Annotated in this window: 9 protein-coding genes; all 9 read right to left on the bottom strand. The window is 65.7% G+C overall.

Annotated features, from left to right (window positions below; all coding sequences use genetic code 11):
• Window positions 1–4: 4 nt before the first annotated feature.
• Complete coding sequence (locus RMO95_RS08080) at window positions 5–445, bottom strand: response regulator (RefSeq protein ID WP_310450101.1); 441 nt, start codon at window positions 443–445, stop codon at window positions 5–7.
• Between the two features lie 2 nt (window positions 446–447).
• Complete coding sequence (locus RMO95_RS08075) at window positions 448–3666, bottom strand: ATP-binding protein (RefSeq protein WP_310450100.1); 3219 nt, start codon at window positions 3664–3666, stop codon at window positions 448–450.
• Entirely contained in the window at window positions 3663–4862 is a 1200-nt protein-coding gene (locus RMO95_RS08070; protein ID WP_310450099.1) for a PAS domain-containing protein, read from the bottom strand. The genes RMO95_RS08075 and RMO95_RS08070 overlap by 4 nt, the downstream gene beginning before the upstream one ends.
• Before the next feature lie 13 nt (window positions 4863–4875).
• A complete protein-coding gene (locus RMO95_RS08065) occupies window positions 4876–5982 on the bottom strand; it encodes a two-component system response regulator (RefSeq protein ID WP_310450098.1) in 1107 nt (368 codons plus the stop codon).
• 195 nt (window positions 5983–6177) lie between these two features.
• Entirely contained in the window at window positions 6178–6627 is a 450-nt protein-coding gene (locus tag RMO95_RS08060) for a CZB domain-containing protein (protein WP_310450097.1), read from the bottom strand.
• 140 nt (window positions 6628–6767) lie between these two features.
• Entirely contained in the window at window positions 6768–9344 is a 2577-nt protein-coding gene (locus RMO95_RS08055) for an EAL domain-containing protein (RefSeq protein ID WP_310450096.1), read from the bottom strand.
• An 11-nt stretch (window positions 9345–9355) separates the two neighbouring features.
• The gene (locus RMO95_RS08050) at window positions 9356–10831 is read right to left on the bottom strand and encodes an extracellular solute-binding protein (protein WP_310450095.1); all 1476 of its coding nucleotides are present in this window, start codon (window positions 10829–10831) and stop codon (window positions 9356–9358) included.
• Window positions 10832–11007: 176 nt separating this feature from the next.
• Complete coding sequence (locus tag RMO95_RS08045; protein WP_310450094.1) at window positions 11008–11640, bottom strand: LysE family translocator; 633 nt, start codon at window positions 11638–11640, stop codon at window positions 11008–11010.
• The gene (locus RMO95_RS08040; protein WP_310450093.1) at window positions 11637–12854 is read right to left on the bottom strand and encodes an MFS transporter; all 1218 of its coding nucleotides are present in this window, start codon (window positions 12852–12854) and stop codon (window positions 11637–11639) included. Before RMO95_RS08040 ends, RMO95_RS08045 begins: the two co-directional genes overlap by 4 nt.
• Window positions 12855–12870 lie beyond the last annotated feature (16 nt).

Here is a 12870-nt window from a genome sequence, read left to right as displayed (position 1 = left end):
CGGCTCATGCGCTTGGCGGCGGCTCGTTGGTGGCCAGCCAATAGATGCCCAGGCGCGCCACGGTTTCGGCGAATTCGGCAAAGTCGAGCGGCTTCCGGACAAAGCTGTTGGCGCCCTCCTGGTAGCTCTTCAGGCGATCCCTTTCCTCGTCGGACGAGGTGAGGATCACCACCGGCAGCAAGCGGGTGCGCTCGTCGGCACGCAGCCGCGCCAGCACCTCAAGGCCCGAAACACGCGGCAGGCCGATGTCGAGCAGCACCACGGCCGGCAGTTCGGCAAGGGCGCGTGCGGCAAACTCGCCCACGCCGAACAGGTGGTCGATCGCCTGCTGGCCGTCGCGCACGACCTCGACCGAGTTGGCCAGGCTGACTTTCCTGAGCGCGCGCAGTGTCAGCATTTCGTCCTGCGGGTTGTCTTCGACGAGTAGTATGGACTTGGCTTTCATGCTTATTCCTCGTTGGCACCGGCGGGCAGGGTGAAGCAGAAGCACGCCCCGGCGCCGGGGCGGCCTTCGCCGCGAATCTCGCCGCCGTGGCGATGAATAATACGTTGTACGGTGGCCAGGCCAATACCTGTGCCGGGAAATTCTTCCTGCCGATGCAGGCGTCGAAACGGCTGGAACAATTGCCCCGCATGGGCCATGTCGAAACCCGCACCGTTGTCGGCGATACAGACGCCGCGCCGGCCGTCGACTGCTCCCGCATGCACGCGAATTTCCGCAACCTCCTTCTTGCCGGAGTATTTCCAGGCATTGCTCAACAGATTGCGCGCCACCGCCTCGATCATGCGCGCATCGCCGACGGCCCTCAGCCCGGCTTGCACGGTCCAGCCGACCCGGCGCGCCGGCTCGGCACGCTGCAATTCATCCAGCAGGCGGGTCGCCAGTGCCGAGATGTCGATCTCGTCGCGCTGCAAGCCGCCGCGCGTGCTGCGCGAGAGGGCAAGTATGCCGTCGATCAGTTCGCCCATTTTGCGGCTGGCGATATCGATCTGCTCAAGATAGCTTGCGGCCTCGCCGTCGAGTCGGGTTCCGTAATCCTCGCTCAGTGCCCGGGAAAAACCGCTCATGGCCCGCAGCGGTGCGCGCAGGTCATGCGAGACGGCGTAGGCGAAGCTGTCGAGTTCCTGGTTGGCGGCGCTCAACTCGGCAGTGCGCAGGACGACACGCTGTTCCAGCCCGGCGTTGAGCGAGCGGATCTGCTCCTCGGCCAGTTTGCGGGCGGTGATGTCCTGCACCGTGCCGTGCAGGCTCACGACCTTGCCGGCGGCGTCGCGCGTGGCCTCGCCGCGCGCGGTGATCCAGCGGCGGCCACCGTCCGGACGCCGCACCTCGGCATCGCATTCGTAGGCCAGGCCTTGCGCCAGGGCCTGCTCCACGGTTTCCGCCAGATGCGACCAGCTTTCCTCGGTGAAATATTGCTTGACCTCCGGATACGCGGCGGCCGGCAGGGCCGGATCGCGGCCGTAGATGCGGTAGATTTCCTTCGACCAGACGTGCCGGCCCGAAGCGATATCCCAGGTCCAGTTGCCGATGCCGGCCAGTTGCTGCGCTTCGGTCAGGATCGCCGCCGCCTGCTCGGCCGCCTGCCGCGCCTCATCCATGGCGCGATACAGATCGAGGTTGGCGAGGCCCACCGACATGGCATCGGCCAGCGCCAGTTGCAGTTCCAGCTCCTCGGCGCTGGCGCGGTGGCGTTCCGCCCAGTAGCAGCCGATGGCGCCCACCGGCCGGTCGCGGCCGATAGGCACCATGGACAGGCTCTTGACGAAGGTCGGACGATAGGCCGCGTAGGGAATCCGCGGATCGACGTAAATGTCTTCGATCACGGCCGCTTCGCGGTTGAGCATGGTCCAGCCCGAAATGCAGGATTCGAGCGGGAAGCGCTGGCCCTTCCACAACGGGCCGACGGCATCCTCGTCGGCGTAGTGGCAATTCCCGTTCTCACGCAACACCAGGGTGACGCCATCGGCTCCCGTCAGTTCGCGGACGGCATGCCGGACTATGCCCATGAGCCCCGCCATGTCACGCACCGCCGCGATCTTCTCGACGACTTCGGCAAGACGCCGCAGCCGTTCCGCGCTGCGGCCCAGCTCTGCCACGGTGCGCCGCCGCGATGCGACCAGGCCGCCGATGCGCGCCAGCAATTCATCGGTGGAAAACGGCTTGCCCAGGTAATCCTGTACGCCGAGTCCGAACAGGCGCACCCGCAGTTCATCGTCGGCCCTGGCCGTCAGCATGACGATCGGCAGCTCGCGCGTGACCGCCTGGGCGCGCAGCGCCTTGACCATGTCCTCGCCGTCCATCAGCGGCATCATCATGTCGGTCAGGACCAGGTCCGGATGCAGCGCCAGCGCCTTGTCGAGGCCCTCGCGGCCATCGCGCGCGCTGGCGACCCGGTAATAGGGGCGCAGCGTGGCCGCGATGAATTCGTTCATGTCGACGTTGTCTTCAACCACCAGGATCAGCGGCGTATCGGCCTCCCGCGTCTCGTCGGGCTGCGCGGCGCGCAAGCCCAGTTCCTCGACCGACTGGCGGTCGAGCACTTCGTCCTGCGCCGGCGGCGCGACGAGCACCGTGCCGACAGGTGCCTGGAACCCCAGGCGCACCGAAAACAGCGCACCGCCGCCCGGCGCCTCGTCCAGGCTCACGCTGCCACCATGGAGTTCGACGAAGTCCTTGACGATGGCCAGCCCGAGGCCGGTGCCGCCGTGCCGCCGTTGCGCGCCGCCCTCGCCCTGGCGGAAACGCTCGAACACTGCGGCGCGCAATTCGACGGGGACGCCCGGGCCGTTGTCCTGCACTTCGATCAGCGCCTGGCCGTCGCTGGCGGCCAGGCGCAGCGCGACTAGACCGCCATCGGGAGTGAACTTGAAGGCGTTGGAAAGCAGGTTGAGCATCACCCGCTGCAGCTTTTCGGCGTCGGCCTCGGCCGGCAGCGTCTGCGGTGCGCTGACCCGATAGTCGATGCGGCGTTCCACGGCGAGCGCCTCGAAATGGCTCGCCGTGACCCGGGCCAGACGGGCCAGATCGACCTCCGACCAGGCCACCATCATGCGGCCGGCATCGAGCTTGGCGACATCGAGCAGATCCGTGACGTGGCGGTAAAGCAGGCGCGCATTGCGCAGCATCATCTCGGTTTCGCGCAGTTCGGCGGCTGAAGAGTTGGCGCTGGCGAGACGGCGATAGTGCCGCTCCAGCGGTGCCAGGATCAGCGTCAGCGGCGTGCGCAACTCGTGGCTGACGTTGGCGAAGAACTGGTTCTTCTGTGCGTCCAGTTCCAGCGTCTTGCGGTAGAGCTGGGTGATCTTGGCGTTGGCGGCCTCGGTGCTGGCCAGGGCTTCGTCGGTGCGCCGGCTGGCCAGCCGCATGCGCTCGAAGATGTAGGCGAACAGGCCGCCCATGATGACGAACACCACTACGGAAAAGGCCGACGCGGGATTATCCAGCTCGAAGGAGAAGGCCGGCGGGATGAAGACGAACCAGACCAGCAGCGTACTGATGCCGGTCGCCGCGAGACCGCCGGCGAGGCCGCCGATCCAGGCGCTGAAAAATGCCGCCGGAAAAAACAGGAACCAGACATAGGGCTTGAGGGCATCCCATAACAGCCATTGCACCGCGCAGGCGAAGAACGGCAGCAACACCGACAGCGCCAGCCGCAGCTTCATGCCGCGCCGCCCTCCCCTGGCGACTTCGCCGCCTCGTCGATGAACGCCAGCGGATAGGGCGGCTCCTGCCCAAGTTGCCGAGACAAGGCATTGATCCGCTGCTTGAGTTCGATCATGACGACCTCGCGCCCCACGGCGGCGCGGTTGAAGGCTTCGAGTTCCTCATTGCGCAGGCGTAGGTCGCTCTCCACGGCCCTTCTATCGGAGATGTCGCGGCAGGCGCCGAAGAGATTTCCGTCCGGCAATCGCACGGTATTGAGTTCCACCGGCACGCGGCTGCCGTCGCGGCGTTTCATCCGGCCTTCGGCGAGTATGTGTCCGTGCTGCTTGAGTTGCGCGAACTGGGTTATGGCAATTTCGACCAGGTCGTCCGGCACCAGGTCGCGGAAATTCAGGGTCAGCAGTTCGTCGATGCCATAACCAAGCAGTTGGCCCGCCCTTTGATTGGCATAAATGAAATCTCCTCCCGGATTGGCCACCAGCACGGCATCCGCGGCGTTCTCCAGCACCATCCGATAGCGCTCTTCGCCGGCCCTCAAGGCGCTTTCGGCCTGCTTGCCCGCGGTGACGTCGCGCGCGATGCCGAACAGGCCGATGACCTGGCCGTCGGCATCGCGCAATGGTCCTTTGGTCGTCGAAAATACCCGCTCACCGTCGACCGTGGTCAGCAGATCCTCGACGGTCTGGATGCGATTCTCGGCAATCAGGCGGCTGTCGTCGGCGCGGATCGCCGCCGCCTGCTCGGGCGGAAACATGGACCGATCATCGCGCCCAAGCGCCTCGTCGGTAGACAAGCCCAGAACCCTGGCGGCTTCCCGATTGCACAGCAGGTAGCGCCCTTCCCTGTCCTTGGCGAAAATGGCATCGGGCGAATTGTCGGCAATCGCCGCGAGGAGCTGCAGGGCGCGCGCCTTTTCCGTCTGCGCGGCGAGCTCGCGCTGGGCCGAGGCCATCGCCTGGTCGAGCCGGCGCCGGATGAAGCCGAACAGCAGCAGGGACGTCACGGCGACAAACAGCCAGCCCTTTATGGTGCTGGCCAGAACCAGTTGTTCCGGGTCCTTGAATAGTTCGCCCAGGACCTCGTCGGAAAGCAGTATCCAGAGGCCGGCGAAAACGGCATAGGCGAGGACGACCCGCAGGGCGATGGCACCCGCTGCCTGTATTCCCTCGCGCGTGGCGTCTGGCTGCGGGTCCATGACGGGACTTTGCTCAGCCTGTCGGGTGGCGCGCCTCCGCCGAATCGCGATAGCGCTGGGCGATGCCGACGAACTCGTCGAAGGAAGCAAGAAACGCGTCGGCGACATCGGGGTCGAAATGCCTACCGCGTTCGGCGGCGATGATGTCGCGTGCCTGCTCGTAGGACATCGGCGCCTTGTACACCCGCAATGAGATCAGCGCGTCGAAGACATCGGCCAGCGCCATGAGGCGGGCCGAATAGGGTATGGCATCGCCGGCAAGGCCGTCGGGATAGCCGCTGCCATCCCATTTTTCATGATGCCAATGGGCTATCTCCTTGGCCAGGATCAGGAAGGCGACCGGCTGCTCGGCGTCGGCCTCGGCCTGCTCGATGGCGTCGGAACCGAGCTTGGCGTGGGTTTTCATGATTTCCCACTCCTCGGCGGTGAGCTTGCCGGGCTTTTGCAGGATGGAGTCGGGGATGCCGACCTTGCCGATGTCGTGCAGCGGCGCGGAACGGGTGACCAGGTCGACATTGCGCGCATTGAGGAAGTCGACAAATCGCGGGTGCCGCCGCAGTCCGAGCGCCAACTGCCGTACATAGCCCTGGGTGCGCAGAATGTGGCTGCCGGTTTCCGGGTCGCGCGTCTCCGCCAGGTGTGCCAGGGCGCGAATGGTGATGATCTGGGTCAGATCGTTTTCGGTCGTGCGCCGCGCGACTTCGGCTTCGAGAAAGGAGTTCTCGTCACGCAGCCAGTCGCGTGCCTGCTTGGCCTGCAACTGGCTGCGCACGCGGGCCAGCACCACCGCCGGCTTGATCGGCTTGGTGATGTAGTCGGCGGCGCCGAGGTGCAGGCCGCGCTCCTCGTCGTCCGCCGCGGCCAGCGCAGTGAGGAACATCACGGGAATGTCGCAGGTCTCGGAATTCTCGCGCAGGCGCGCCAGCACCGCATAGCCGTCCATGCCGGGCATCATCACGTCCAGCAGCACCAGGTCCGGCCGCGGCTGGCTCGCCGCCGCGCGCAAGGCGCTTTCACCCGAGTTGGCGGCGCGCACCAGGTACTCGGGTCGCAACAGGCCGGTCAGGAGAAACAGGTTTGTCGGCTCGTCGTCGACGATGAGGATGGTTGCGGCGGCCATTGATACGCACTCGCTCCGATCGATAGGTTCAAGAATACACCAAGCCGTCCCGTTTATACCATTGTCTTGATTCGGGCACTGCTTCGATGGATCGATCAATGCTACTACCGAACGATCGGTGCGCGCTGTGAACTACGCCCGGATTTGCCCTTGCCGGGCAGCGACAGGCGCCCGCCGCGGCGGGCGAGTCGGGATTCACTGCTGGCCAGCGGCCTTGGCGTAAAGGCGTACCAGCGCAAGTTGCACCGTATCCGAATGGCGCCGCAGCGCGGACTTCAGCGACGCCGTGGCGGCCTCCTTGTCACCGCCATGGGCATCGGCCAGAATCGATCCCGCGCATAGATGAAAATCGGCGTGCACCGCCCGCAGTTGCTCAAACTCGGGGACGTGGCCGAATTGCGCCTTGCCGTCTCCGTGTATCCATTTGCCCAGGGCACAGTTGCCGTCGGCGGCGACCACGCCGACCTCCAGAGTTTCTCCGGCGTCGCCACGTATCTGCGCCTCCAGACGGGTCTTCCACGCCATATGCGCCTCGATCGCGGCTTTCATGTCCAGGCCATGAAAGTGCTGCTCATGTTCGGCAAACTGCAGGGGCGCAGCAGCTTCGCCGCCGACGACCCCTTTCAACCATCCCAGAATGCTCATTGATATTCTCCCTTTGGTGTCGGTTCGCGAGGCAGCTCCATTGGCACCGCGACTCGCGCCGGACGGCGGAATTTTATCAGTCCGGCATACGCGGCGGCGAGTGCGACCAAGTAGCGTCTCGTTCGGATCCGCGATCCGGCCTAAATCGGAATGAACGGCAGGTCCTGCGGCTGATTCCCGCCATCGGGCCGGCTGACCCGGGCATTGACCCAGGTCTTGCCGAAATGGCTTTCGGTGACCGGCGGGCCGAAGCGAAAGCCCTGCAGAACATCGCAGTCCTGCGCCACCAGGAAGGACCACTGCTCGTCCGTTTCGACACCCTCGGCGACGGTCTGCAGGCCAAGCGCCTGCGCCATGCGCACCGCGGCGATGACCAGGGCGCGGTCACTCTGGTCGTCCGAAACGTCGTGTATGAAACTGCGATCGATCTTGACGGTATGGAAGGGAAACTCGCGCAGGTAGGAGAGCGAGGAATAGCCGGTGCCGAAATCGTCCATCGACAGGCGCACGCCGAGGGCGTGAAGCTCGTCGAGGATCACCTTGACCTCGCCCTGGTTGCGCAGCAGCAGGCCTTCGGTAATCTCGATTTCGAGTTGTCCGGGCGGCACCTGGAATTCGTCGAGACACTCCTTGACCAGGGCAATGAAGCCGCTGGTCTTGAACTGTCGCGGCGAAACATTCACCGCCATGACGAAACCGGTCTGCTGCAGACGCCAGCGCGCCAGGGTGGCGCAGGCTTCGCGCAGCACCCAGCGCCCGAGATCGACGATCAGCCCGTTTTGCTCGGCCACCGGAATGAAGGTGACCGGCGGCACCTCGCCCAGTTCCGGACTGTTCCAGCGCAACAGGGCTTCGGCGCCGATGATGCAGCCGCTGTCGGCCTGCACCAGCGGATGATAGACGACATGAAGTTCATGGCGTTCCAGCGCGCCGCGCAGGCAGCGCCCGATTTCGAGTCGCTGCAGCGACAGGTCGTGGATCGAACGATTGTAGAAACGGTACATGTTGCGGCCGGAATCCTTGGCCTCGTACATGGCCAGATCGGCGTTGCGCAGCAGCACCATCGGTTCGGTGCCGTCATCCGGATAAACCGCGATGCCGATGCTCGGCGAGGTGACCAGTTCGCGTTCGTCGACCTGGAACGCGGTCGAGAATGCCGCAATGACCTTTTCCGCAATCGCCGCCGCCTCGTCGCCGTGGCCGAGGCCGCCGGCGACGATCAGGAATTCGTCGCCGCCCAGCCGCGCCACCACGTCGTCGCCGCGCACCGATGCGACCAGACGTTGCGCCACCTGGCGCAGCAGGTGATCGCCGACGGCGTGCCCCAGCGTATCGTTCACGTCCTTGAAGTTGTCCAGATCGATGAACATCGCCGCAGCCCTGCCGCCGTCGCGTCGGGCGCGGCTTACCGCCTGCACCAGGCGATCGTTGGCCAGCACGCGATTGGGCAGGCCGGTGAGCATGTCGTAATGCGCCTGGTAAGTGATCTTTTCCATTTGCTGGCGCTGTTCGGTGATGTCCTCGCGCGACAGCAGCAGGTGGGTCGCCCGCCCTCTTTCGTCATGCACGGCGCCGAGCCGCAGCCGCTCCCAGTAGGCGTCCTCGCCGCGCCGGCTGAGCTGTTCGAGCTCCCAGATGGCCCCGCCGGTCGCGACGCGCAGCGCATTGTCGGCGTCGAGCGGGTCGGTTGTACACATGACCTCGATCAGCGGCTGCTCGATCGTCTCGGCCGGCGAACGGCCGGTGATGCGGCAATAGGCGGGGTTGACGAACTCCACCACGCCACCGATGCGGGCAATCAGGATGCCCACCGGATTTTGCTCGACCACCTGCGAGAAGCGCACCAGGCGACGATTGGAGCTTTTGAGGTCGGCGGTGCGTTCCTGGACGCGCTGTTCGAGTTCGAGTTGCGCGTTGCGCAGCGCGCTTTCACGCGTCAGCACCTGCTGCCGCATGGTGCCGAACGCCTCGGCCAGATCGCCTATTTCATCGTGGCGGGCGATCGTGATCTGTTCGCTTTTCTCGCCGGCCGCCAGCTTCTGCGCGTGCTCGCGCAGCACGCTGATGCGTCGCACCACCGTCTGTCCGGAATACGCCAGGCCGACGAACATCACCAGCCCGCCGAGCATCACCAGCCAGATGAAGTCCCGCCGCTGCGCCAGTTGTTCCTCGGTGGCCTTCTGGTAGGCGGCGTCGGCGGCAGCCTCGGTCTGCTCGGCAAGGCCGGTCAGCATCGACTGGATGGAGAGAAACGGCAAATGCGATCCGGCCGCGGTAATTCGGCGCACGCCGGCCAGATTCATCTCGGCCGCCAGCCGTGCCTGTTCCTGCAGGCGCGAGCGATAATCGCGCCAATGCCCAGCGAGTCGCTGCGCATCGCCCGGGGCTTCCCGCGCCAGCACCACCGAGAACTTGCCCACCTCGGCATCCACCGCGGCTATCTCGGCGTGCAGCCGCGTGACGTGCGACTGCAGCGCGAAAACATCCTCCATATGCCCGAGTTCCAGCTCCAGGTTGCGCAGGCCGCCGAAGCGTGCCTGCAGCGAATGCAGGCGTGCCAGCGGTCGGACGTGGTGCTCCAGGGTGGTAATCAGGCGCGCCGCGGATTTGTCCAGCATCTGATTGCCGGCGAAAAGCAGGCTGAGCACCAACACCGCGCCGCCGGCAAAGCCGGTCAGCAATTGCGGCAGGAGACCGAAGCGCTTCGGCAGCCTCATGCTTTCGACATCTATCGGGCAGCGCCGATGCCCGGTTCGCGACCCGCGAATCCGGCATGGAATATTTTCAGCCACGGCAGTTGCTGGTCGCGACCGCGCCGCTGGGTGACTTTCTCCCAGTCATGCGCGGTTTGCCGCATCGCCTCGGCGGCCGAGATCTTCCCGCTGGCCGCTTCCCAGAGATGCTGATCGAGTATTTCCAGGTACTCGCCGTCGCCCGGCAGGCCGGTGCCCGGCGGCAGTGCAATCGCCCATTCGCTGGCAAACACCGCCAGCGCCTGCGGCGTATACAGTTCCTTGATGCGCGCGTCGGCGAGATGGTGCCAACGGAAAGGATCGGTGAATCCTCCCTTGACACCCACCGTGCGCAGCGAGTTGTCCGGGTCGGTCAGCCACATGGCGAACAGGAAGGCCAGTTTGCGCTGCGCACCGCGACTGGAGACCACCAGGTTGTTGCCGTAAATCGGCATGTTCTGGCGCACGATGCGCCCGCCGATCCGGGTGCCCGGAATCGGCACCGCGATGAACTTGCCGCGCACGCCGGAGGCCGCCGAATTCAGCAGCTTGGCCCCGGCGATGGTAAACATCGACGAGAAGGCCTTGCCCTGCATGAACAGCGGCAGCGTATAGCTGTAGTCCTTGCCTTCGCCGAGAATCTCCGCCGGGGAATAACGGACGGTGCGCACATAGCTTTCGGTCGCGGCAATGCCCGCCGGCGAATCGAGCAGTGGTTTCAGGTTCTCGTCGAACAGTTTGCGGTGCGGTGTACTTTGCGACAGGTAGCGCGGCAACCAGAACATCCAGCCGCCGGCCCGCTCGCGTTGCTCCACGCTGCCGTAGAGGCCCTGTTGCGGTCGATGGAAAAAGCCAGCCAGCTGCTCGTATTCCTGCCAGGTTTTAGGTAGCGTCAGTTCGCGGCCAAAGGCCTGGCGGAAGGCGGCGCGCTCCGCCGGATTTTCCATCAGGTCGCGGCGCAGGTACATGAGCAGGATGTCGCCGTCCGCCGGAATGGCGACCACCTTGTCGCCGAAGTAGCCCTGCAGGCGGGGCCGCACATAGCCTTGCGGCGGCGCGCCGTCGAGGCGGAAGCCGAATTGCTTGAGCAGCGGCGTCAGATCCTCGACCAGCCCCTGTTCCAGCAGGTCGGGAAATTCGTTGGTGCGCGCCACTGTCAGATCGATATCGGGGTTGGCCTTCAGATTGGCCACGGACGGCTGCTGTGGAATCACGCGCGCCGTGATCATGACCCCGCTGCGCTGTTCCCACTCCCTTTGCAGTTCCAGCTCGGGCCCCAGCAGCGCTGCGATATTGCCCGATTTGAAAGCCACCTTGATCGCGGCATTGCGCGGCACTTCGCCCGCGGCGACCATCTGCTTGACCATGGCCAGCGCGCGCTCGGCCTGGGCGCCGGCGCCGGCAGCATCCGATGCCAGCAGCAATGCAAAGGTGAGCAGCCGGACGACGTGCCGGCCCAAAATTCCTGTCATTGTCTGCTCTCCCTTAACCTGTCGCGCCCAGCCCGGTGCAACTGGCCCAATTCTAGGGGATGCGCGAGTACCCTTGCAAGGACAAGTGCCTTGTGCCGCGCCGATTTTCGCGCTTCGATGGCCGACGTCGACGCTCGGGTATTGACGTCCGGCGGAACCGGATTTCCGTTACGAATTCAGCGTCCCGCCGTTGCCAGATGCAGGGCCAGGGCGAAAAATATCGCCGCGGCGCCGCGATCCAGCCAGACCGCGAGCCTTGGCTGCCGTTGCAGGCGCCGTCCGAGGCTGCCCGCAAACCAGCCGAGGCCACCGAAAATCACCACGGTCTGCGCCGCGAACAGCAGCCCCAGCAGCAACATCTGCTGCCACACCGCGGCGCGCGTCGGATCGACGAATTGCGGCAGGAAGGCGATGAAGAACAAGGCTACCTTGGGATTGATCGCATTGGCGACGAAGCCGCGCCGCAAGTGCAGGCCGAGCGGCTCGGCCGGACACTGCTCAAGCCTGGTCAGGGCCATTTCTCCGGCGTGACGCCAGGCGTTGATCCCGATGTACACGAGATACGCCGCACCGGCCATTTTCAGCGCGGTGAACGCGGCGGCCGAGGCCAGCACCACGGCGCCGATGCCCAGCGTCGCCCACAGCGTATGGGTGAAGCAACCCAGCGCGCAGCCGAGACCGAAGCCGATTCCGGCGCCACGACCGCGGCTGATGCCGATCGACAGCACCATCAGGTTGTCCGGTCCCGGCGCGATGGTGATCAGCGCGGAAGCGGCCAGGAAGGCCAGCAGGACTTCTCCCGGAATCATGACGGCAGCGAGTGACGCAGGCGACCGGCGCGCGACAGCAGCCAGGCGCCGGTCGCGACCAGCAGCGCCGCTTCGCCGAGCAGCGCGGCGGGCGCGCTGGAAAGCGCGGCAATGCTGCCGGCGATCAGGCCGCCTATGGCATCGAGCCCGAAACGAATACTGGAGAAAAACGAAACCACGCGCCCACGCAGGCGATCGGGCGCGATGGTCTGCATCACCGTGTTGATGCCGACGTTGGCGCCGGAAATGCCGAAGCCCAGTGCCGCCAGCGCCGGCAAGGCGATGAACAGATCCGCGCTGAGCGGAAACGCCAGCAGCGCCAGCGCCGCGAGGACCACGCAGAAGATCGCCAGGTTGAGCGTGGCACGCACCGATTGCCGCGTCGCCAGCATCAGCGTCGCGACAAAGGCGCCGCAGCCGGCGGCGCCCCAGAGCAAACCCAGGGTCCGCGCATCGCCGTGGAACACCTCCTTGGCGAATACCGGCAGCAGCACGGCGTAGGCCGAGGCGGTCAGGTTGAGCAGGGCCAGCACGATCAGCAGCGTGCGGATCGGCCAGGTATCGAAGGCATAGCGCACGCCTTCCTTGAACACATGGCCGACGCTGCCGGCGGCCCGGGCATTCGCCGCCAGACGCATGGCCGCGACGCCCCACAGCAATGCCAGATAGGAAAACGCATTGAGCAGAAAACAGGCCGCCTCCGACATGAAACCCAGCATCAGGCCTGCGATCGGCGGACCGATGAAGCGGCCGAGGTTGAACAGCATGGCATTCAGCGCCAGCGCGTTCGGCAGGTCGTCGCGGCCGCCGACCATGACCGGAATCAGCGACTGGCGCAGCGGCGTGTCGAAGGCGTTGAGCACGCCGAGGGAGAGGGACATCAGGATGATCAGGCTCGGTCCGATCAACTCGAACCAGGTCAGCGCCGCCAGTGCACTCGCCTGAATGAAAAGCAGGACCTGCACCTGCATCAGCAGGCGGCGCCGATCGTGACTGTCGATCCAGGCGCCGGCCAGCGGCCCCACCACCAGGATGGGCGCCAGCGCGGCGAAGGCGGCAAGCCCCAGCAGCGCCGCCGAGCCGGTCAGCCGATACACCAGCCAGGCCAGCGCCACCTGCTGGATCCAGGAGCCGAGTATCGAAACCGCCTGGCCGCAGAAATACAGCCGGAACGGGCGATGCGCCAGCGCCCGCATCGACGCCGGGAGTTTCACGGCGCGGCCACCCGCA

It is taken from the genome of Sulfuritalea sp., assembly GCF_031426875.1.
Taxonomy (GTDB): domain Bacteria; phylum Pseudomonadota; class Gammaproteobacteria; order Burkholderiales; family Rhodocyclaceae; genus Sulfuritalea.
Note: the sequence above shows the minus strand (reverse complement) of the source record. Positions and strands in the feature narration are given on the sequence as shown.

Coding starts and splice junctions, on each gene's coding strand:
- RMO95_RS08065 (WP_310450098.1), bottom strand. CDS start 5,982: ATGGCCGCCGCAACCATCCTCATCGTCGACGACGAGCCGACAAACCTG.
- RMO95_RS08045 (WP_310450094.1), bottom strand. CDS start 11,640: ATGATTCCGGGAGAAGTCCTGCTGGCCTTCCTGGCCGCTTCCGCGCTG.
- RMO95_RS08070 (WP_310450099.1), bottom strand. CDS start 4,862: ATGGACCCGCAGCCAGACGCCACGCGCGAGGGAATACAGGCAGCGGGT.
- RMO95_RS08060 (WP_310450097.1), bottom strand. CDS start 6,627: ATGAGCATTCTGGGATGGTTGAAAGGGGTCGTCGGCGGCGAAGCTGCT.
- RMO95_RS08055 (WP_310450096.1), bottom strand. CDS start 9,344: ATGAGGCTGCCGAAGCGCTTCGGTCTCCTGCCGCAATTGCTGACCGGC.
- RMO95_RS08080 (WP_310450101.1), bottom strand. CDS start 445: ATGAAAGCCAAGTCCATACTACTCGTCGAAGACAACCCGCAGGACGAA.
- RMO95_RS08050 (WP_310450095.1), bottom strand. CDS start 10,831: ATGACAGGAATTTTGGGCCGGCACGTCGTCCGGCTGCTCACCTTTGCA.
- RMO95_RS08075 (WP_310450100.1), bottom strand. CDS start 3,666: ATGAAGCTGCGGCTGGCGCTGTCGGTGTTGCTGCCGTTCTTCGCCTGC.